20 protein-coding genes are annotated in these 19234 nt (G+C 67.5%); 7 read left to right on the top strand and 13 right to left on the bottom strand.

The genetic code is table 11. The features are described from left to right. Window positions 1-74: 74 nt before the first annotated feature. Window positions 75-1082: a right-handed parallel beta-helix repeat-containing protein gene (locus tag AACH06_RS10860; protein WP_341425694.1), complete on the top strand. Its 1008-nt coding sequence runs from the start codon at window positions 75-77 to the stop codon at window positions 1080-1082. 37 nt (window positions 1083-1119) lie between these two features. Here AACH06_RS10860 and AACH06_RS10855 read toward each other — a convergent pair whose 3' ends face one another. After that, entirely contained in the window at window positions 1120-1743 is a 624-nt protein-coding gene (locus AACH06_RS10855; protein ID WP_341425693.1) for a cation efflux transmembrane domain-containing protein, read from the bottom strand. Between the two features lie 134 nt (window positions 1744-1877). Between AACH06_RS10855 and AACH06_RS10850 the strand changes: the two genes are divergently transcribed. Further along, window positions 1878-2303 (top strand): Cd(II)/Pb(II)-responsive transcriptional regulator, encoded by a 426-nt coding sequence (locus AACH06_RS10850; RefSeq protein ID WP_341425692.1) that lies wholly within the window; start codon window positions 1878-1880, stop codon window positions 2301-2303. A 16-nt stretch (window positions 2304-2319) separates the two neighbouring features. On the opposite strand, the gene AACH06_RS10845 is transcribed toward AACH06_RS10850, so the two are convergent. Next, window positions 2320-3072: an SDR family oxidoreductase gene (locus AACH06_RS10845; protein ID WP_423222013.1), complete on the bottom strand. Its 753-nt coding sequence runs from the start codon at window positions 3070-3072 to the stop codon at window positions 2320-2322. Between the two features lie 122 nt (window positions 3073-3194). On the opposite strand from AACH06_RS10845, the gene AACH06_RS10840 reads away from it, so the two are divergent. After that, the gene (locus AACH06_RS10840) at window positions 3195-4097 is read left to right on the top strand and encodes a LysR family transcriptional regulator (protein WP_341425691.1); all 903 of its coding nucleotides are present in this window, start codon (window positions 3195-3197) and stop codon (window positions 4095-4097) included. A 14-nt stretch (window positions 4098-4111) separates the two neighbouring features. Here the strand turns inward: AACH06_RS10840 and AACH06_RS10835 are convergent, their stop codons facing one another. Continuing rightward, window positions 4112-4282 carry a hypothetical protein gene (locus AACH06_RS10835; RefSeq protein ID WP_341425690.1) on the bottom strand — a complete coding sequence of 57 codons (171 nt, stop codon included), beginning with the start codon at window positions 4280-4282 and terminating at the stop codon, window positions 4112-4114. A 213-nt stretch (window positions 4283-4495) separates the two neighbouring features. Further along, complete coding sequence (locus AACH06_RS10830) at window positions 4496-5278, bottom strand: glutathione S-transferase family protein (RefSeq protein WP_341425689.1); 783 nt, start codon at window positions 5276-5278, stop codon at window positions 4496-4498. A gap of 224 nt (window positions 5279-5502) precedes the next feature. Here AACH06_RS10830 and AACH06_RS10825 point away from each other — a divergent pair, with 224 nt between their 5' ends. Continuing rightward, complete coding sequence (locus tag AACH06_RS10825) at window positions 5503-6342, top strand: APH(3') family aminoglycoside O-phosphotransferase (RefSeq protein WP_341425688.1); 840 nt, start codon at window positions 5503-5505, stop codon at window positions 6340-6342. Window positions 6343-6361: 19 nt separating this feature from the next. Here AACH06_RS10825 and AACH06_RS10820 read toward each other — a convergent pair whose 3' ends face one another. Beyond that, window positions 6362-6970 (bottom strand): DJ-1/PfpI family protein, encoded by a 609-nt coding sequence (locus AACH06_RS10820; RefSeq protein ID WP_341425687.1) that lies wholly within the window; start codon window positions 6968-6970, stop codon window positions 6362-6364. 248 nt (window positions 6971-7218) lie between these two features. Between AACH06_RS10820 and AACH06_RS10815 the strand changes: the two genes are divergently transcribed. After that, entirely contained in the window at window positions 7219-7962 is a 744-nt protein-coding gene (locus AACH06_RS10815; protein ID WP_341425686.1) for a hypothetical protein, read from the top strand. 139 nt (window positions 7963-8101) lie between these two features. Here the strand turns inward: AACH06_RS10815 and AACH06_RS10810 are convergent, their stop codons facing one another. Continuing rightward, the gene (locus AACH06_RS10810; RefSeq protein ID WP_341425685.1) at window positions 8102-9256 is read right to left on the bottom strand and encodes an Lcl C-terminal domain-containing protein; all 1155 of its coding nucleotides are present in this window, start codon (window positions 9254-9256) and stop codon (window positions 8102-8104) included. Window positions 9257-9459: 203 nt separating this feature from the next. Between AACH06_RS10810 and AACH06_RS10805 the strand changes: the two genes are divergently transcribed. Both AACH06_RS10805 and AACH06_RS10800 read left to right on the top strand, forming a co-directional pair. After that, a complete protein-coding gene (locus AACH06_RS10805; protein WP_341425684.1) occupies window positions 9460-10809 on the top strand; it encodes a lytic murein transglycosylase in 1350 nt (449 codons plus the stop codon). 180 nt (window positions 10810-10989) lie between these two features. Then, window positions 10990-11988: a hypothetical protein gene (locus tag AACH06_RS10800; RefSeq protein WP_341425683.1), complete on the top strand. Its 999-nt coding sequence runs from the start codon at window positions 10990-10992 to the stop codon at window positions 11986-11988. Window positions 11989-12094: 106 nt separating this feature from the next. Here AACH06_RS10800 and AACH06_RS10795 read toward each other — a convergent pair whose 3' ends face one another. The 7 genes from AACH06_RS10795 to AACH06_RS10765 all read right to left on the bottom strand — a co-directional run bounded on the left by AACH06_RS10795 (window position 12095) and on the right by AACH06_RS10765 (window position 19232). Then, window positions 12095-13357: an ABC transporter substrate-binding protein gene (locus AACH06_RS10795; protein WP_423222012.1), complete on the bottom strand. Its 1263-nt coding sequence runs from the start codon at window positions 13355-13357 to the stop codon at window positions 12095-12097. Between the two features lie 351 nt (window positions 13358-13708). Further along, a complete protein-coding gene (locus AACH06_RS10790; RefSeq protein ID WP_341425681.1) occupies window positions 13709-14467 on the bottom strand; it encodes a hypothetical protein in 759 nt (252 codons plus the stop codon). A gap of 72 nt (window positions 14468-14539) precedes the next feature. Further along, window positions 14540-16348 carry a magnesium chelatase subunit D gene (locus AACH06_RS10785; RefSeq protein ID WP_341425680.1) on the bottom strand — a complete coding sequence of 603 codons (1809 nt, stop codon included), beginning with the start codon at window positions 16346-16348 and terminating at the stop codon, window positions 14540-14542. Window positions 16349-16362: 14 nt separating this feature from the next. Continuing rightward, window positions 16363-17385 (bottom strand): magnesium chelatase ATPase subunit I, encoded by a 1023-nt coding sequence (gene bchI / locus AACH06_RS10780; RefSeq protein WP_341425679.1) that lies wholly within the window; start codon window positions 17383-17385, stop codon window positions 16363-16365. 22 nt (window positions 17386-17407) lie between these two features. After that, complete coding sequence (locus tag AACH06_RS10775; RefSeq protein WP_341425678.1) at window positions 17408-17710, bottom strand: high-potential iron-sulfur protein; 303 nt, start codon at window positions 17708-17710, stop codon at window positions 17408-17410. Continuing rightward, window positions 17707-18033 carry a hypothetical protein gene (locus tag AACH06_RS10770; protein ID WP_341425677.1) on the bottom strand — a complete coding sequence of 109 codons (327 nt, stop codon included), beginning with the start codon at window positions 18031-18033 and terminating at the stop codon, window positions 17707-17709. The genes AACH06_RS10775 and AACH06_RS10770 overlap by 4 nt, the downstream gene beginning before the upstream one ends. Next, the gene (locus AACH06_RS10765) at window positions 18030-19232 is read right to left on the bottom strand and encodes a geranylgeranyl diphosphate reductase (protein WP_341425676.1); all 1203 of its coding nucleotides are present in this window, start codon (window positions 19230-19232) and stop codon (window positions 18030-18032) included. The genes AACH06_RS10770 and AACH06_RS10765 overlap by 4 nt, the downstream gene beginning before the upstream one ends. Window positions 19233-19234: the final 2 nt, after the last annotated feature.

The raw sequence follows: 19234 nt of genomic DNA, 5'->3' as shown, positions 1-19234 counted from the left end.
CTCCTCCGTTGCGATCGCGAGCGGGCCGCCTTTTTCGGGCCGGTTGTCGATGTCGTTACCCCGAGGAGAATGAGATGGCCTTGCCGTGGTGGAAGCGTGTGATGTGGGCCGCGGCCTGGTGGATGAGCGGGTGGGTGGCCCTGTGCGCCTGGGCCCAGCCGATCCGCGACGACGGCGCGCGTGCCCGCACCACCGGCGAGGCCGCCGCCCTGGTCGATCCTTCGGTGGCTGTTCCCTTGGCGTTGAACTGCGCAGCCCGCCCTTCAGCCTGCGGCTATCCCGATGCGACGAACACCGGTGTGCCCGTGGGCACGAAGCTGAAGCGCGTGCCGCAAGACATCACCTCGGGCCCCGGCTGGCACTACGACAGCCGCGGCTGGATCACGGTCGATACCGATGGAGCCGACGTCAACGGCATCGATACCCAGTTGAGCATCGATGTGACCGCCGACCATGTCGTCATCCGCAACAGCCGCATCCGGTTCGCCGGGGAAGGCTGGGGCGTGGGCGTGAGGCACGCCAAGAAGGTGACGATCAAGCACTGCGAGATTGGCGGAGTCGACATAGGCTCGGGCCGGATGCTGGTGGCCATCAAGGACATCTATGCCGATTCGGTGAACTTGCGGGTGCTGCGCAACAACATCTCGATGGTCTCGACCGGCGTGCAGATGGATGCGGGCCTGATCGCGGACAACTACATCCACGACTTGGGCTACATACCCGGCGATCACCTCAACGGCACCACCAGCAACGGCACGTCTGGGTTCTTGACGATCCGGCACAACACCGTGTTCAACCCGTTCGACCAGACAGACGCGATCAGCCTCTTCGAGGACTTTGGCGTTCAGAAAGACCGGCTGATCGAAGACAACCTGATGGCCGGTGGCGGCTATTGCCTCTACGGTGGCCAGAACGCAGGGGGCCCGCCCACGAGCCAGATCACCGTGCGCAACAACCGCTTCGCCCGGCTGTTCTACGGCCAGTGTGGCCGGTTCGGCCCGGTGGCGGCCTGGAGCTCAGGTGGCGGCAACTTGTGGACCGGCAACATTTGGGACGACACGGGTGCGCCGGTGAACCCATGACCGTCTGGGCCGCCGAGGGTTGGCTCCTTCCCGGCGGTCAGTGCGCGCGGGCTGGCCTCAGTTCGGCGTGCGCCTGCCGCCAGACCGTCCAAGCACCTGAAATCGCCAGCGTAGCCATCAGGCTGGCCACGATCCAGTCTGGCCATGCCGTGCCTGTTCCGAAAACACCCAGCGCGGCCAGGCCCACCGCCACGTTGCCGATTGCGTCATTGCGCGAGCAGATCCACACCGATCGCATGTTCGCGTCACCACTGCGGAAGCGATACAGCATCCAGGCGACGCCCGCATTCGCGGCCAGTGCCGCCACCGCCACCGAGCCCATCGTGATGGACTCTGGCGGCGTACCCGATTGCATGGCCCACGCCGTGCGGGCAAGCACGAATGCCCCGAACGCCCCCATGCAACCAGCCTTCACGACGGCGGCAAGCGAACGAATGTGGGCCGACATCGCCAACACCGCCAGGGACAGCGCGTAGTTGGCAGCGTCCCCGAAAAAGTCCACCGCGTCGGCCAGCAGCGACACCGAGCCCGAGTGGGCACTGGCCACCACCTCGCCGACGAACATCGATGCATTGACGATCATGGCCGCCCACAAGGCGCGGCGAAAGCGGGGGTCTGTGAAGGTGACATTGGGGGTGTGGGCGCAGCAAGAGGCGGACATGGCAGGTAACGTGGCGATGTTGATGCCGCCATTGGAGACCCTATAGTTGGTACAGGGTCAAGCACCCGATGGAAGGTGCTCACGAACGCTCTTTTTCTCAGTCTCTCTCCGTTTCACTGGACCAAGGGCATGCAATGAAGATCGGCGAGTTGGCCGCCCAGGCCGGATGCGATGTGCAGACCGTTCGCTTTTACGAACGAGAGGGCCTGATGGAAGCCCCCGACCGGGAGTCGTCAGGCTATCGGCGCTACGCGCAGCGCCACCTGACGAGGCTTCACTTCATCCGTCACTGCCGGACGCTTGACATCCCGCTGGCGGACATCCGGCAACTGCTCGAGTACGCTGAGACGCCCGGCCCTTCTTGCCACGAGGTGGATGCGCTGCTGGACGAGCACATCGACCGGGTGCGCCGCCAGCGAGCGGCACTCAAGGCGCTGGAGGGGCAACTCGTGGCGCTGCGGCACCAGTGCCAAGGCACCGATGGCGACCGCACCTGCGCCATCCTGCAGGCGTTCATGAACGCACCTTCAGCGCACGATTGCGCCTGCCATCCCCGATAGGCGCGCTGTGCGGCGATCAGAAGTCCTGGACGGTCGGGCGCAGCACGATCTCGTTCACGTCCACTTCGGCGGGCTGTTCGATGGCGTAGGCGATCGCCCGGGCCACTGAATCGGCGGGAATCTGATTCGCCTGGTAGAAGGCCTTGACACCCGCGGCGGCGTCGGGGTCGGTGCTGCCCAGCTGCAGCTCGGATTCCACCGCGCCGGGTGACACGATCGTCGTGCGAACGCCTTGAGGCGCTTCCGCCCGCAGCCCTTCGGAGAGTGCGCGCACCGCGAACTTGGTGGCGCTGTAGACGCTGCCGATCGGCGTGAACACCTTCAGGCCAGCCACCGAGGCCATGTTGATGATGTGGCCGCTCTTCTGCTCTGTCATCGTGGGCAGGACTGCAGCCACGCCATGCAGCACGCCCTTGATGTTCACGTCGATCATTCGGCTCCACTCGTCGACCTTCAACTTGGCCAGCGGAGCCAGCGGCATGATGCCGGCGTTGTTGATCAGCACGTCGATCCGGCCGAAGCGGGCCAGCGCCTGCTGCGCCAGCGCCTGTACCTGGGCTGCATCGGTCACGTCGGTGGCGACGGCAATGGCTTGGCCGCCAGCGCGTTCGATGTCGGCCACCAGCGCCTGCAGCCGCTCGGTGCGGCGAGCGGCCAGTACCAGCCGCGCACCGCGTGCCGCCAGGTGGCGTGCCGTGGCTTCGCCCAGGCCACTGCTGGCGCCGGTGATGATGACGACCTTGTTCTGGATGGCGTTCAGTTCGCTCATGGTGGTGGTGCTTTCAGGAAAGGGTGATTGGGTGAGAACAGGTGTCAGTGTGGGTGTTCTTGTGTTCTGGGAAAATTGATGAATCTCGCCTTCAGAATTCCGTCTAGAGGAATTCAATCGCCATGAGCAATCGCCTCGAAGCGCTTCGGGTCTTCACCGTGGCGGCCGACAGCCGCAATTTCAGAGAGGCGGCGCAGCGGTTGGCTGTTTCGCCACAAGTCATCACCCGCGTCGTCAAGGAGCTGGAAGACGAACTCGGTGAACCGCTGTTCCACCGCAACACCCGCGGGGTGCAACTGTCAGACTTCGGGCGTGAGCTGCTAGAGCGCGCACGCGATGCCGTTCAGGGCGTCGACCAACTGTTCCATCGCGAGGGCCGCCAGCGTGCGTCGGAACTGGCCGGCACGGTCCGGGTGGCGGCACCGGTGTCGCTCGGCCGTCGGCATGTCCTCGACGCCGCCACGGCCTGCCTGCCGGCCCATCCGGGGCTGCAGCTCGATCTGCGTCTGTCCGATGCCTTGGCGGACGTTGTGGATCAGCACATCGACGTTGGCGTGCGCATCGGCCAGATGCGCGACAGCCGTTTTGTGGCTCGGCCGGTCGGCCCGGTGCGGCTGGAGGTGGTGGGGGCGGCCGATCTGGTCGCGCGGGTGGGCCGGCCCGCCGCGCTGGACGCTTTGCAGACCCTGCCCACCACGGCGCTGATCGACCACAACTCGGGCCGTCCGTGGCCGTGGCTTTTCAGACAGGGCAGGCAGGTGTCGCCACCCAAGCCCGTGTTCACCACCGATGATGCCGACGCCGAGTTCTCGGCCGTCCAGGCAGGGGTGGGTTTCGGCCAGGTGCCCGACTTCATGGCCCGCGCCGGCCTGGATGACGGCCGTCTCGTGCGGGTCTTGCAGAAAGAGCAGGCCGACCCGTGGACGCTCTACGTCTACCGTTCACGCCGTGCGCCCGTTCCAGCGCGAACGCGGCTGGTGTTTGATGCTTTGGTTGAACGCTTGGGCGAGTTGTGTCGCCGCTGAGCGGCGCAACGCCGTCAGGCCAGCGCGCGCGCCAGGGCCTGGGCGTGACCGCTGGGGTTTTCTGTGGCCAGCGAATGCCCGGCATCGTTCACCACGTCGACAGCAACACCGCATGCGGGCAGTTCGGCGCGGTCGGCATCGGGCCGGCTGCGAGAGCCGAAGAGCCCCATGCGGGGAAGCGACAAGGCGAGGAGTTGAGCGCGCCAACTGGGCTGTGATCCCCGCATCAGCGAGCTGGCGTCGCGGTGCACCGCCTGTCGTGCTGCAACGGCGAGAGAGGCCGCCCAGGCGCAGCGCCCGCGTCCATCGCCGCGGCCACGTCCGCATGCGTGCCGTATCGCGCCGGCAGCCGCTTCCGATTTAAGCGCTACAGCCCACTGGGAGCCCACCATCACGCACTACAAGCGCAAGGGCAGGCCCAGCCACTGCCGGTACATCGCGTCGCGGTGGGCCAGCAACTCTGGCGCCAAGGCGGCTGCGGTGGCCTCGTCCAGTGTGCTGAAAGCTTGGCGTGTGGCCTCGTCCATCGCGCCATGCTCCGGCGGCAAAGGCCGAAAGAGGCCCATGAAGGTGGCCAGGTAGACATCCACCGCGGTGATCGATTCGCCGATCAGGCCCGGGCGCCCGGCTGCGCGCTGGCGTTTGAGCTGCTCGGCCAGGCCGTGAAGCAGCGCGACCACTCGCTCGCCGTAGTGCGGCGCTTCACTCGCCCGGTAGCCGTACTTGCGGCCGAGGTAGGCCGCGGCCTGGGGCGCAAAGCCGCCCAGAGCGCCACCGTTTTGCAGTCCCGAGTGAACGAGCTGCAAACGGCGCATCCAGCCCAGCCCACCTTCGCCGCAGATTTCGTGGGCCCATCCCATCACCAAGGCGCGTTCGGCGGCTTCAGCCGGAAGCAGGGCGGGCTGTGGCGCCAAGCGCTCGGCCAGCAGGAGGATCTGGTCCCAGGCGTGGCGCGGGGCCTCGTCGTTGTAGATGGCCACGGGGCCGTCGCGTCGGCCGCCGGTCCATTGCTTGAGCACGTCGCTGGTGTAGTCGAGCCGGACGGCAGCCCAGTCCAGACCTTTGATGTGGAAGATTCCCTTCGCCGCTTCGCCCCAAGGGCTGGGGATGCCGCCCACGACGACCATGCGCAGGCCCGGCCGTTGAAGGGCCTCGTCGATGCCGATGAACTCAAAACCCACGTGCTGTCTCCTGTCGTGGCCGGCGGCCTGCCGATCGGCCGCATCGGATTGATCGTAAGTGCTTGGCGCCCTGGGATGTGAACGTCGTGAGGTGGCAGGCTTGCCACCATGCTTGCATTCAGGCTTGCATTCGGGCCCGTCGCACCGATATGCGACGGCGTCGAAGCAGCCATACAGCCCGCCGCCGCGCTGCCCATGCCCCACGCATCATTCGAGGACCAACCATGAGCCACCCTGACGACGACCGCACCGTAGAAGACCGAGAAGAACCGGCGGTGCCGCCCGCGATGGGCGCCGCGTTGGCCGCGCGGCTGGCCGGCCGGCGCTGGGCACGCAACCTGGTGGGGCAGGCCGGGGCTTCGGTGTACCGAATTCACGCCGAAGGCCACCGAGACCTCTACCTGAAGCATGGCCGGGGTGAAGCCGCCGTTTCTGTGGCGGACGAGGCGCAGCGCCTGCGCTGGCTGGCCGAGAACGATGGCCCCGCGCCGGCTGTGCTGCACGCCGAGCACTCGGCGGGCGAGGCGTGGTTGCTGACCTCGGCGGTGCCGGGCCGGACGGCGCACGAATGGCTCACCGACCGGCCTTCGCAGGGCGCGCAGATCGCCACGGCCTTGGCGGATGCGCTTCGGCGTCTGCATGCGCTGCCAGTGTCCAGCTGCCCATTCCTGGCCGGGCATGAGCGGCGCCTGGCCGAGGCCCGCCGCCGCTTGGACGCCGGCCTCATCGACGAGAGTGCTTTCGACGATGCGCGACAGGGTTGGTCGGCCCAGCAGGTGTGGCACGAGATGACGGGCTTGCTGCCTTTGGTGGTTGACCCAGTCGTGTGCCATGGCGACTACTCGCTCGACAACATCCTGCTCGATGACCAACTGCGGGTGACCGGGCTGATCGACCTGTCGCGCCTGGGCGTGGCCGATCGCTACCAAGACCTGGCCATCCTGTGGAACTGCCTCGACGAATTCGGCCCCGAGGTGCAGCAGCGCTTCATGGCCACCTATGGCATCGACGAGCCCGACGAACGCAAGATGCGCTTTCACCTCTGCCTGGACGAGTGCTTTTGACGGCGCTACCGCTCGGGCTTCAGCCCGCCAGGTAAGGCCGGATGAGGGCGGTCGCCCGATCGACGTAGGACTCTTTCTCACCCACCGGTGCCACGTAGTGCAGCGCGGCCTGGGCGGCCTCGAGGCCCTCGGAGCGGGCGATGACCCAGGCTGCCAGGTACGGCGAGGCAAGGCAGCCGCCGGCCGTGGCCACCGAACCGCGGGCATAGAAGGGTTGATTCAGCACCTCGACCCCCGCCTCTTGCACCCAGGGCTTGGTGGTCAGGTCGGTGCAGGCGGGCACCGCGCCCAGCAAGCCCAGCTTGGCGAGGATGAGGGTGCCTGAGCATTGCGCCCCGATCGTCTGACGTTGCGGGTCCAGCCCCTTCGCCAGCCACTGCATCGTCGCCGCATCGGCCACCACCTCGCGGGTGCGGACGCCGCTGCCCACGATGACGGCGTCGGCGCTTGGCAGGTCTTCCAGCCGAGTCTGCGCCTTCAACGTCACCCCGTTCATCGACGTCACCTCGTCTGACGGGCAACAGAGGCTGACCCGCCAGCCCGGCCGCTTGATGCGATGCAAGATGCCCAGCGCCACCAGGGAGTCGAGTTCGTTGTAGCCCTCGAACGTGAGGATCGCGATGTGCATGGCGGCCCGCTGAAAGGTGGAAACAGGCACATGGTAGGGCCAGTTTCCTACCCGCAGGGGCGCTGGGGGTTGTCGTCGTTACCTTGCCGATGGCGTTATGACGGAAAAATCACGCCGGCAGCGACATCCATCCCGTTGATTCGTTAGGGATCGATGCTAACGAATCAGTTCCGTACCATCTCTTCATGTTTCAACCATCGGCGCTGACGCATGAGGCCGTCGCGCCCACTGTTCAGGAGAGGTGTTCGATGTCCCAGCCTTCGTCGCAACGCTACGTGATCCTGTCTACCCCCCGTTCAGGAAGCTCTCACCTGGTGGACGCTCTGGAGGCCCATCCGCATGTGGCGTGCCTGGGGGAACTCTTCAACCTCAATGGTGGCGCCATGCGCAGCCTGGGCATTCATTCGAGCCGAATGCTGGACCTGGCGGCGAACGAGCCGTTGGTCTACCTCAACGAGGTGATGGCGCTGTGGACACAGCGGGCAGACGCCAAGCCGGTGTTCGGGTTCAAGATGATGCTGCACCACGATCCTCGGGTGATCGACTACCTTGCCAGCCACCAGGACTGGAAGGTGATCTTGCTGCGTCGGGAGAACAGCCTGGCGCAGTGGTCGTCTTTGCAACTCGCAAAGCTCACGGGGGAGTGGGGCAGCAAGCCGAAGAAAAAGCGTGCTGCGGCCGGACTGCCCGAGCCGGACACTCGCATTGCGTTCAACCGCCGGTCCTTCGAGGCCTACTGCGAACGCATCGATTCACGCTACCGTGGCGTTCAGCGCAAGGTGGCGGGGCATGCTCTGTTCGAGGTGACCACCGAAACGATCGACGCAAGGCGCGATGCCATCCTCGGCTTTCTGGGGGTGGATGCAGCTCTCGCCCCGGTATTGCCAGGCGCGGGCGAACGGCAGAACTCGTCGTCCTTGGAGCGGCGTTTCAGCAACGTACCCGATGTGAAGCGCTATGCCCGAAAGCACGGCCTCGTGCTCTCAGCCTGAAGAGCCAGTCAGGCACGTCCTGAAAGACACAAAGGGAGCCTGCAGCCGCGGCAGGCCCTTTGTCGCTATGAGAGCGCGTCCTCGGGGTGGTTCAGCTGTTGGGCTCTTGGGTGGGCTGCGCCGGGCGCAGCTGCCCGCCTCAGCGCACCAGCCGCGCGTACAGGGCCGCCTTTTGGGTGGTGCGGTAGACCTCGCCAATGTCGAACTCGACATGCCAGGCATGTGTGGGCGTGGAGAGAATCGCCGTCGATGTCCAGTGCTTGCCGCTGGGCGCGTCCGGGAAGACGGCGGTGTCGAGCGCGGGTGACACGCGGGTGCGGTCGGCGAGCCAGGCCAGTTCTTTCGCATTGGGCAGGCGCCAGCCAGCGGCTTGCCCGTCACCCAGCGCAAGGGCTTGCCGCCAGGTGTAGGTGGCCGGCGTGCCGGTGCAATGCTCGCCGTCCCACGCTTGGCCCTCGACGCACCGGCGCCAGATGAGGCCGGAGCGCAGGTCTTTCACCTCTTGCCCATCGGCCGAGACCTCGTAGCGGGCCGGCTTGGCATCGTGGTTGTCTCCGCGGGCCAGGCGGATTCGCTTGTAGATGGTGTTGTCGCTGCGGCCGACGTAGTTGGTGTCGAAATGAACGAACCAGGAGCGGCTGTCACCATCGGCCGCATAGGTGCGAGACCAGTTGGCGCCGTAGTAGGTGTTGGGGAAGTAGGTGGCGTCGATGGTGGGCACGCCTTCGCGCGGGCCGATGCCATAGTGCACGAGCGATTGCAGGGCCGTGGGTGTGGGCAGTTGCCAGTCGTGGTGGCCGCACAGGCCCTCGGCATTGACCGCCTTGACGAAGGTGTCGGCATCGAAGCGGCCGCCATCGCCGCCCGGTTCGACCTTCTTGTGGGTGTAGCTGTGGTGCCAATCGCGCAACCCACCATCATCGGTCTTGATTTCCCAAAGAATGCCGGTCACCTCGTCGCGGGTGCATCCCCATTGGTTGACGTCGGCTCCCAGTGCGGGGTCTTTCGGGCAGTTGCCGTGGCCGGCACGCTCGCCGGAATGGCAGACCTTGGTGAAGCGAAAGCCCGCAGCACCATCGCTGTCGACGGCTGATGTGTCGCGGCCGAACTCGGCATCTTGCCCGCTGCCTTGGCACACCTGCGTGAATTCGCCGCTCGCATCCTGGCACTGCGTCAGGCCACTGTCGTTGAGTGACAGCGCCCAACTCGGCGCGGCGCCAAGGGCCGCCGCGAAGGCCAAGGCCCAAGGCGTGTACGCGGTGAGGCGGTGGGCTGAAAACGTGGAACGTGACATCGCTGGGATAATCGATACAACAGAAGGGTCAATGATACGTTCCGATAACGCGTTAGCAGGGTGACATATGAAACGAGACGTCATCGCCCGAGAGGTGAGGCAGACCGGGCTCGACGTTTGCTCGGCCTGTAAAGTTCCTCGAGGGCGCTGCGATGCGTCGCCCGGCGAGGCACCGCGACACGGATGGATCGAGAATCGGGCCCATGCATAGACGAACTTTCATTCGACGCCAGGCTGGGCGGGCGCTGCGCGCCTCGGCGGTGCTGTTGCTGGCCGGTTGCGCTGCAGGCCCTTCCTCGGCCCCCGCTGGGGGGCAGGCGGCGTCGCAGGAGGCTGCCGCTTCTGCGCCATCACCCGCAGCGTCGGGTGCGGCCGATGGCATGTCCCCCGAAGAGCGCGCCTTGCAGCAGCGGTTTGCACAGTGGTTGGCGGGCTTTCGTGCCAGCGCAGTGGCTGCCGGGGTCGGCGAGCCCACGTTGCGGACCGCGCTGGACGGTGCACGCTACCTGCCGCGGGTGGTCGAGCTGGACCGGGCGCAGCCCGAGTTCACCCGCGCGGTGTGGGACTACCTCGACATCGCCGTGTCGGCACAGCGGGTGGCGCAAGGGCAGGAGAAGCTGAAAGAAGTGCAGGCCGTGGGTCAGGCGGCTGCCGAGCGCTATGGCGTGCCACTGCCCACTCTGGTGGCCATCTGGGGCATCGAGAGCAACTACGGCGGCAACTACGGCAGCACGCCGACGATCGATGCCTTGGCCACGCTCGCGTTTGATGCCCGGCGCGAGGCCTGGGCGCGCAGCCAACTGATCACTGCACTCAAGATCGTGCAGAGCGGCGACATCGACCGCGAGCACATGATCGGCTCGTGGGCGGGCGCCATGGGGCAGACGCAGTTCATGCCATCGGCCTTCGTCGTCCATGCGGTGGATGGTGATGGTGATGGCCGGCGTGACATCTGGGGCAGCATGGCCGATGTGCTGGCCTCGACCGCCAACTTCCTCGCGCATTCAGGCTGGCAGGCGGGGCAGGTGTGGGGTGTCGAGGTGCAACTGCCTCCCGGCTTCGACCACGCGCGCGCCGATCCGGCGGTGCGCCAGACCAGCGAGCAGTGGTCTGCCGAAGGGCTGCGCACGATGGATGGCTCGCCGTTGCCGGCATTTGCCGATGGGTCCGTGTTGCTGCCTGCCGGCGCCCGCGGCCCGGCCTTCCTCGTGGGCCCCAATTTCCGTGTGATCATGCGCTACAACAACTCCAACAGCTATGCCTTGGCCGTCAGCCTGCTGAGCCAGCGCATCGCCGACGGCCTGGCCGTGCAGGCGCCGTGGCCGCGCGACCTGGTGGCGCTGACGCGCAGCCAGGTGATGGCCCTGCAGACGGCGCTGAACGACCGCGGCTTTGCCAGCGGCACGGCCGACGGTGCCGTGGGGCCGGCCACGCGCCAGGCAGTGCGGGCCTACCAGCGCAGTGTGGGCCTGGCTGCCGATGGCTTTCCGACGCTGGACTTGCTGCAGCGCCTCGTCCCGCCGCCGGAGACAGGACCCGAGACCGCGCGATAACGGCCCGGTGATACCCGCGCAGCGCCTGTGGCGGGGTTGTCAAGACGTTCGCTGGCCCTGGCCAAAGGGCGCATCGATACGGTGATTCGTAGTTGGGTTTCAAGGGGCTCGCGTCCTACCATTCACAGGCGCTCTGCGCTGTATGGGCGGCCTGCCTCTTGAACCTGACCTGGAGATCACATGTCCTGGATCAACTCCGTGACGTCGAGCGCTGGCGACTTCTTCCAGCGCGATGTCGTGCCCCAATTGGAGAAAGTGCGCGATGGCTTTGTGGACGGTGCGACATCGGCAGCGAAGCAGGCCGCGCCCGTCGTAGAGAAAGCCTGGGACAAGGCCTCGCCGGTGCTGGGCGCGGCGTGGGACAAGGCCTCCCCCGTGGTCCACGCTGCGTGGGACAAGGCTTCGCCCGTGCTGGAAACGGCATTGGAAAAGGGCGCCCCCATCGCCGAAGCGGCGTGGGACAAGGTTTCGCCTCCGTTGTATGCCGCCCGCGACGGAGTGCGTGACGGCGCAGTCGCCGCCTGGAACCACGTCCCGGGCCACGACCAGGCAGAGAAGACCGTTGCCGATTGGACCGACAAGCTGCCGTTCAACAACGTGGCCAAGGCCTCGATCGAGGCGCTGTTCGGAGCCGAGCACGTCACGCTGGACAAAGACGCGACCGACGGCATTCAGAAAGACCCGGGTTTCCTCGACGCTGAGAAGAAGATCAACGTCGATGTCACCGCGGCAGCAAAGGCCGACCCGCGGTACGGCAAGACGGACTTCGACATCTCGCTGTCCGACATGTACAAGGGCCAAGGCTTGTACGCGGAGTCTGATGGGAAGGTGCCACTGACGTTGGGCGGTGAAAGCGGCGAATCGGACAAATGGGATCAGGCCAAGCATTTCTACGACCTGTCTGACCCCAACGTCAAAAAGACGTGGCAGGTGGCGGGCAACGAACAGACTTGGCTGCTGCGCCATTGCCAATTGGACGGCACCGCCCACGTGGCCAAGGACGGCACCATCACGATCGACTACAAGGTGAACGACCGTCTGGACCTCACGCCCCACGGCAAGGTTGACGACGCCTACGACGTCGTCAGCAAGGGCATGGGCTCCGTCTGGCACGGCCTGATGGGCGCTGAGATGCCCGAGGTCACCGGCAGCTTCACGCGCACGGTGCCGCAGGGCTGAGCGGCAGCGTTCACCGTTGCCCCAGCGGCCCCGGGGTGGTCACCGCCATCCCGCTGCATGGCCGACGGATGCCGCCGGATGCAGCAGTGCGCGCGGCCGGCCGCGGTCAGTCCGCCGGCACCTTCGCGGCGGCGAGCAGCAGGCCAACCCCGTCTTCGTTGCTGGCCTCGTCCTTGTTCCAAATGGTGTGGACGGCGTTCTGCACGGCCGCTTGCTGTGCGCTCGAAATGGCCATCTTGTGCGCCACCGAGGGCACGAGCGCGTGGATCATGGACGTGGCAACGAAGTAGGCGCTCGACTCTTGTGCGCAGTGGTCGAAGTTGTCCAGATTCACCGCGGTGGCGACCGGGATCGACCCCTTGTTGAGATTGAAGATGCTTTGGAACTCGGGGCTCATCACGGCTCTCGCCATGGCCTTCTGCGCTTCGACTGCCTTGGGATCCTGCAATCGAAACATGGCAAAGCTGTCGATGTTGAAGATGAACGCGCGGCTGGTGCCGGGTGCGGAGGCACAGTAAAAGTCCTTGAGCGGTTTCTGGCCGGCGGCCAGGAACTCGCCCTTCGCCCAATCGCCCATGAACTGCATCGCGGCTTCGCCTTTGATCACCATGGAGGTGGCGCGATTCCAGTCGCGGTCATTGGCGCCTGCGTCGGTATAGCCCTTGAGACGACGAAACGTGGAGATCGCCTTCAGCATCGTGTCGCTCTTGATGGCCGTCGGGTCGAGTTGAATGAGCGCCTTGCGATAGAAGTCCGGCCCACCCACACCGAGCACCACGATCTCGAAGGTCGTGAAGTTCTGCCAAGGCTGGTTGCCATGTGCGAGTGGAACGATTCCCGCCTTTCTCAGCCGATCGCCCAGGGAAAAGAACTCTTCCCAGCTTTGAGGGCTGCGGCCGCTGACCTTCTGCAGCGCGTCTCGGCTGATCCAGAGCCAGTTCACCCGGTGCACGTTGACAGGCACCGCCACATAGTGGCCCTGATACTTCATCAGCTCAGCCACGGCGCTGGGCAACTGAACATCCCAACGCTGCTCTGAAGCAACGTCATCCAGATTGGCCAGGGCACCTCGTTTTCCCCAGGCCTGTATGGAAGGGCCTTTGATCTGGGCTGCAGCCGGTGGGCGCCCTTCTTCAACCCGCTTGCGCAGCGCCTCCAACGCCTGGTCGCCGCCGCCGCCGCCGACCGCGAAGTCGCGCCATTTGTGGCCCTGCGCGGCCAGCAGTCGCTTCAGTTCCTGAATGGACTTGGCCTCGCCCCCGGATGTCCACCAATGCAGAACCTCAACCTCCGCAGCGTTCAGGCTCGTTGTCAACGCGCATCCAAGCAGAGCCAGCACCAGTTTTCTGCGAACTTTGGGATAGAGCATCGTTGTCCTTGCTGTCGAGACGTTGTTCGAGAGATGCAGGCTTGAGTCGACCACCCTGCGATGCAACTTCGGCCATGCACCGTTCACGTTGAGGATGGCCCGCGCAGCACACGCGGGCCATCCTGGTGCGCAGGTTTGCAGGGAATGCGCCGCCGCACCAGCAGGACTTCCCCAAGTTGCACCAGTCTCGTGCAAAAAGTCGGCTCGATGTTCCTCGGTCGCTCGTTCTGGCCTTTGGGCCTTTGGGCCTCTTGGCCTCTTGGCCGTTTGGCCCTTCGACAGGCGGCCTTGGCAGCGTTGCCCTGAACGGGGCGCGTCGGGCCCCGGGGGGCGGCGGGGTGGTGAATCAGTTCACGTCGATGTCTGATGCGGCGTCGGCTGGCGCGAGCGCTCCCACAGCGTCTGGCCGATCGCGACCGCCGCCAACGCGATCGCGATGGCCGCCGACTCGCGCGCGCCGGGCATCGGGTTGGACCACTGCTTGACGGCCACACCGGTCAGCCCCCAGATGGCCGCCACGGTGTAGGCCCAGTGGCCGCGCACACGATGGATGGCGAACGCCAGGATGGCAGCGGCCGCGGCCCACAGGCCAAGGGACCACGGCAGCTGGTGGTCGATCGACGCCAGGCGATAGGCCGCGATGACCTGCGCCGTGTTGAGCAGCACCGCCAGCGAGATCCAGCCCGCGTGCAGGCCGACGGCCCAGTGGGCCAACGGCGTGGCGAGCGAGCCGGAGCCGGCGCTCTCGTCGGCCATGTGGAAGGCGGCGTAGAGCAGCGCCAGCAGCGAAGCCCAGATCGTGGCCAGCGCGAGCCAGAACTGCAGCTGAGGGAAAAGAATCATCCACGCCGAAGCGGCACCGAAGGCGATCACGAGCGCGCCCTGCACGCGCGGCGGCAGGGCCGTGCCACGCTTCCACTGCATGGCGGCCAGTGCGATGTCCAGCAGGAAGATGACCCCCCAGATGCTGAAGGCATAGCCCTCCGCGATCAGCAGCGTCGGGTAGGCGTCGGAGATGGTCTTGTTGTCGGGCCCGAAGGCGCCGCGCTGCGACAGAAAGCCCACCACGGGCATCAGCAAGGCGGACAGGAGCAGCAGGACACGGAGCATCAGCGCATTCTCAAAGGGACCGTTGCCGGCCGGGCTGCAATCGGTGTTCCCGCTGCCGCCGCGCAGCGCCGCTCAGGCGACCGAGGCCGCCGAACGATGTGCATTGACCGCGACGGCCAGTGCCCGCGCGTCGGCATGTGGCAGTGCCAGGTAGCGGGCGCCCATGGCTTCAGCCAGGTCGCGCGCGGCCCCGCCGGGCTGGGGGGCCGAGTCGAGCACCAGGGCACCCAACCCGGTTCGGCGCACGGCCTGGGCGGACGAGATCGCGTCGGCCTGTGCCTGGGCCCGCCCGGCTTGACCTTGTCGGGTCACATTGGCCTTGCCATCGGTGAGCAGCACGATCAGCGGGCTGCCGCCCAGACGTTGCACCGCCTCTGCGACGCTGCGTGCACTGTCGATGCCCGCAGCAAGCGGCGTGCCGCCACCGCCCGGCAGGCCCGCCAGGCTGCGCTTGGCCCGCACCAGCGAGCGGGTGGGCGGCAGCAGCAGATCGGCCCGGGTGCCGCGAAAGGCGACCAGCGCCACCCGGTCGCGCCGCACATAGCAATCGGCCAGCAGCAACTCGACGGCACCCTTTGCCTCGGCCAGGCGGTGCAGCGCCTGCGAGCCTGAGGCGTCGACGGCGAAGATGGTGGTGCTCTCGGGCATCTGCGAGAAGCGCCGGATGCGAAAGTCTTCGCGCCTCACGAGAATCGCCGCGGTCGATGACCGCTCTGAGGCTTCACGCCGGCGCAAGGGTTGCCAGGGGGCGGCAGCGCGCAGCGTTTGCAGCAGGTCCATGCGCGCGCCGCTGCGCAGATCGGCCCGCACCGCCCCGACGGGCCGGCCGTGCACCAGCGACAGCCGCGCCGGGCCGTGGCGGCCGCCCGTGCTGGGGGGAGCCCGCTGCGAACTCCCTTGGGCCACGGTCCAGAGCAGGCCCGGTGGCAGGCTGCACACGGCCGCCTGCAGCAGGCGGTCTAGCATGGTGGCGTCGTTGGCTTCAGCCTGCGCCGGGGTGGGGTCGCTCCGATCGGCTGTGTGCTCGTTCAAGGGTGATGTGTCTGGCGACGTATCGGGCGACATATCGGACGACGTGTCGGGTGAGGGCGGCGAGGACTCGGTGGGCGGCGCCTCCGGTGGGCAGGGTGCGCGGGTCGCCCGCGGGCCCAAGACCAGGCGCGCCGCCAACTCGATGTCGCTCGTCTTGATTTCCGGCGCCGAGCGCAACGCCGCCGCGCCGCGCGCCACGCGCAGCGCCAGCCACGGCGCGCGGGCCGAGCCGATGCCGAGCGACAGCGTGGCTTCACACAGCGCCTCAACGAGCGCGTCGGGCGTCGCCACGTGGGGCAGCCGGGCCCGCGCACCCGGAATGTCGAACGAGGGCCAGGGTTGGGGGTCAGCCCGGTCGGGCAGTGTCAGTTGGATCGCCAGCCGGTCACCCAGCGTCTTCGGCACCCGCTCGTCTTCGCTGTCGCCTTCGTCGAGCGCAACGATGCCCAGCCGCGCTGGCAACTGGCGCGACAGGCCTTCGCGTTGCAACGTGACGGATTGCTGGTCGAGTGCGGCCGCCACGCGTGCGGCCTGCGCGGGAGCGAGTCGCTCGGCCATCGCCAGCACCAGCAGCCCGCCGTCGGCTTCAGCGAGCAGGCCCCGGCGCAGCACGGGCTGGCCCTGGCGCAAGGTCGCGGCGAGGTCGAGCCCGCCCAGCAACCGCTCGTCGTCGATGTGCGCCGGCATGCGGCGCAGGGGAGTACCCGCCGGCAGCAGTGGCGCGAGACGCTGCAGCCACTGGTCGCGCGCCGGGCCAGGCGCTGCCCGAAGCACCACGCCGCCGAGGCCACACGGATCGAGGGCACACAGGGCCGCAGCCCAGGCGGCATCCTCGTGCGTTCCGGGCATGGATTCAGCCTTGCTCAAGCGTCGAACAGGTCGGCCATCGCCCGCTCGACCCGTTCGGCCGATCCGGTGTCGTCGAGGGGGTCGCGGCGCAGGCGATGGCGCAACGCGGCGGGCGCGACACGGCGCAGGTGCGCATCGCCTACTTCCGGGTCGCCGTCCAGCGCCGCGACGGCGCGGGCCGCGCGCATCAGTGTCAGCTCACCGCGCAGGCCGTCGGTGCCCAGGTTCATGCACAGCTGCGCGGCACGCTCCAGCGAGGCATCCGGCACGCGGGTTTTGGCCAGGCGAGACTTGGCGGCCACCACGCGGCGGCGTACTTTCGCATCCTCTTCGCGCCATGTCGCGCTGAAGCCTTCCGGGTCGCGCTCGAAGGCATCGCGCCGCTTCACCACCTGCACGCGCGCGGCGATCTCGCCTGGCGTCTTCACGTCGACCGACAGGCCGAAGCGGTCGAGCAGTTGCGGCCGCAGTTCCCCTTCTTCGGGATTGCCGCTGCCCACGAGAACGAAGCGGGCCGGATGGCGAACACTCAAACCCTCCCGCTCGACCACGTTCTCGCCCGATGCGGCGACGTCGATCAGCAGGTCGACCAAGTGGTCTTCCAGCAGGTTGACCTCGTCGATGTACAGAAAGCCCCGGTGCGCGCGGGCCAGCAGGCCCGGCTCAAAGGCGCGCACGCCTTGCGTCAAAGCGCGCTCGAGATCGAGCGCGCCCAGCACGCGGTCTTCGGTGGCCCCCAGCGGCAGATCGACCACCGGCACCGGCACACGCTTGCTGCGGGCGCGGCCCGCGGTCTTTCGGCCCCGGCATGCGTCGCAACCGTTGTCGTCGCGCGGATCGCAGCCGTATTGGCAGTCGGCCACCGCGCTCATCGTCGGCAACAACGCGGCGAGCGACCGCACCGCGGTCGACTTGCCGGTGCCGCGGTCGCCAAAGACGAGGACACCCCCGATCGCCGGTTCCACCGCGGCAATGAGGATGGCGAGCTTCATCTCGTCCTGCCCGACGATGGCGGAAAACGGGAACGCGTGGCTCATGTCCGCTCCGTGCGACGTGCGTTCAGGCCTTCTTCACCCAGGCGCTGCACCAGCCCTTGGCCGCGACCTGCCTGTTCTGGTAGATCGGGCAGGGGCCTTGCGCACTGCCGGCCGCGCCTTGGTACAGCTGGCAATTGCTGCAGGCCTGGCCCCCCGCGTACTTGGGGTATTTGGTCTTGTTCACCTGCGCTGCGTCGACGACGTAGCCGAGCGAGACAGCCTGCGCATCCTTGGGGTCGAGTACCGGGCCCGGGGCTTGGGCTCGCAGCAGCGAAACGCCGCCCGCGAGCGGCAGCAGCGCAATGATGTGGCGGCGTGAGGTCATGGTGGTCCTTGGTGAGCAGGAGGGGTCGCAGGTGCCGATCCCGAAGGGCGGGTGAGGAGGGCCGGCGGCCAGCGCCGGCGAAGGTCGATGGCGTGCGCGGCACCCGCAGCGGCCAACCAGAGTGCACAGGCCGCCCAGGATGAGCCGGCCAGCACGCTGCGCAGCGCCAGCATCAGGCACAGGCCGGCCATCAGGTTCGCGACGATCGCGTTCGCGCGGGGGCCGCGGCCGGTGCGGGCGTGCCAGGCCAGCAGAAACACGCCTTCCGCCACGGTGACACCGATGACGGCGTGCACCAGCAGCAGGGCGATGTCCGGTGTCATGCCGTGGCCAGGCCCAGCAAGTGGGCGAGGTCCTTGAAGAAGATGCGCACGTGCGCCATGGGCCGCGCGCGCACCAGCCGCTTGTGCATGTAGGCGTCGAAGGTGAGCTGCTGCACGTCGCGGTCGCGGCAGATGCCGACGAAGCGCTCGCGGCGGCCATCGCTGCGGTACCAGAAGTGCTGCAGGATGCCCAGTATCCAGAAGACCCGGCCATGGGCGCGCATGAAACGACGCCGGGCCAGGCGCAGCGCGCGCGGGTCGCCGGTGCGCAGCATCTGGACGCCCGCTTCAGCGGCCATGCGGCCGCTGGCCATCGCGTAGTAGATGCCTTCGCCGGAGGCGGGTGCGACCACACCGGCCGCGTCGCCCGCCACCAGCACATCACGGCCGTTGTCCCATCGAGGCAGCGGCTTCATCGGGATGGGCGCACCTTCGCGGCGCAGCGTGGGCATGCCGGCCAGCGCAGCCTCCCGTCGCAGCGCGCTGACAGCGCCACGCAGCGAGAAGCCCTTGTCTGCGCTGCCGGTGCCCACGCTCACTGTTTCGCCGTGTGGAAACACCCAACCGTAGAAATCGGGTGACAAGGCGCCCTTGTAATGCACCTGGCAGCAAGCCGCTTCGAAGCCAGCGCCGGGATCGGTGGGCGCCTGCACGATCTCGTGATAGGCAAAGACGAAGCGGCCACGCTCGGCCCCGGCGATCGCCTGCCGCGCCACCTCGGACCGCGCGCCATCGGCGCCGATCACCAGCCGGGCCTGCACGGCTTCGTCGGCCGCGTCGTCAGCCGCGTCACGGTGCGTCTGCGCGGCGCGGAAGCGGACGATGCAGCGCCCTTGGGCATCGTGATCCAGCCGCACAAAGCTGCCGTCGCGGCGCGTGGCACCGGCCTCGGCGGCCCGGGCGCGCAGCCATTCATCGAACGTGTCTCGATCGACCATGCCGATGTAGCCGCCGACGATCGGCATGTCGACCCGGCGGTCGGAGGGCGCCACCATCCGGGCCGCCGTGACGCGTGCCACCAGCAGCGCTTCGGGGATCTCGAACTCTTCCATCAGACGCGGCGGTACGGCACCGCCACAGGGCTTGATGCGGCCCGCGCGATCCAGCAGCAGCACGCTGAAGCCCTGGCGCGCCAGGTCGGTGGCTGCGGTGGCACCTGCCGGGCCACCGCCCACCACGACCGCGTCGAAGGTGCGCATGC

The sequence above is a fragment of the Ideonella lacteola genome (assembly GCF_038066555.1).
Classification (GTDB): Bacteria; Pseudomonadota; Gammaproteobacteria; order Burkholderiales; family Burkholderiaceae_C; genus Ideonella; species Ideonella lacteola.
The sequence above is the reverse complement of the archived record's forward strand: the minus strand, read 5'-3'. Positions and strand labels throughout refer to the sequence as shown.

Coding starts and splice junctions, on each gene's coding strand:
- AACH06_RS10860 (WP_341425694.1), top strand. CDS start 75: ATGGCCTTGCCGTGGTGGAAGCGTGTGATGTGGGCCGCGGCCTGGTGG.
- AACH06_RS10855 (WP_341425693.1), bottom strand. CDS start 1,743: ATGTCCGCCTCTTGCTGCGCCCACACCCCCAATGTCACCTTCACAGAC.
- AACH06_RS10850 (WP_341425692.1), top strand. CDS start 1,878: ATGAAGATCGGCGAGTTGGCCGCCCAGGCCGGATGCGATGTGCAGACC.
- AACH06_RS10845 (WP_423222013.1), bottom strand. CDS start 3,072: ATGAGCGAACTGAACGCCATCCAGAACAAGGTCGTCATCATCACCGGC.
- AACH06_RS10840 (WP_341425691.1), top strand. CDS start 3,195: ATGAGCAATCGCCTCGAAGCGCTTCGGGTCTTCACCGTGGCGGCCGAC.
- AACH06_RS10825 (WP_341425688.1), top strand. CDS start 5,503: ATGAGCCACCCTGACGACGACCGCACCGTAGAAGACCGAGAAGAACCG.
- AACH06_RS10820 (WP_341425687.1), bottom strand. CDS start 6,970: ATGCACATCGCGATCCTCACGTTCGAGGGCTACAACGAACTCGACTCC.
- AACH06_RS10815 (WP_341425686.1), top strand. CDS start 7,219: ATGTCCCAGCCTTCGTCGCAACGCTACGTGATCCTGTCTACCCCCCGT.
- AACH06_RS10810 (WP_341425685.1), bottom strand. CDS start 9,256: ATGTCACGTTCCACGTTTTCAGCCCACCGCCTCACCGCGTACACGCCT.
- AACH06_RS10805 (WP_341425684.1), top strand. CDS start 9,460: ATGCATAGACGAACTTTCATTCGACGCCAGGCTGGGCGGGCGCTGCGC.
- AACH06_RS10800 (WP_341425683.1), top strand. CDS start 10,990: ATGTCCTGGATCAACTCCGTGACGTCGAGCGCTGGCGACTTCTTCCAG.
- AACH06_RS10795 (WP_423222012.1), bottom strand. CDS start 13,357: ATGCTCTATCCCAAAGTTCGCAGAAAACTGGTGCTGGCTCTGCTTGGA.
- AACH06_RS10790 (WP_341425681.1), bottom strand. CDS start 14,467: ATGCTCCGTGTCCTGCTGCTCCTGTCCGCCTTGCTGATGCCCGTGGTG.
- AACH06_RS10785 (WP_341425680.1), bottom strand. CDS start 16,348: ATGCCCGGAACGCACGAGGATGCCGCCTGGGCTGCGGCCCTGTGTGCC.
- bchI (WP_341425679.1), bottom strand. CDS start 17,385: ATGAGCCACGCGTTCCCGTTTTCCGCCATCGTCGGGCAGGACGAGATG.
- AACH06_RS10775 (WP_341425678.1), bottom strand. CDS start 17,710: ATGACCTCACGCCGCCACATCATTGCGCTGCTGCCGCTCGCGGGCGGC.
- AACH06_RS10770 (WP_341425677.1), bottom strand. CDS start 18,033: ATGACACCGGACATCGCCCTGCTGCTGGTGCACGCCGTCATCGGTGTC.
- AACH06_RS10765 (WP_341425676.1), bottom strand. CDS start 19,232: ATGCGCACCTTCGACGCGGTCGTGGTGGGCGGTGGCCCGGCAGGTGCC.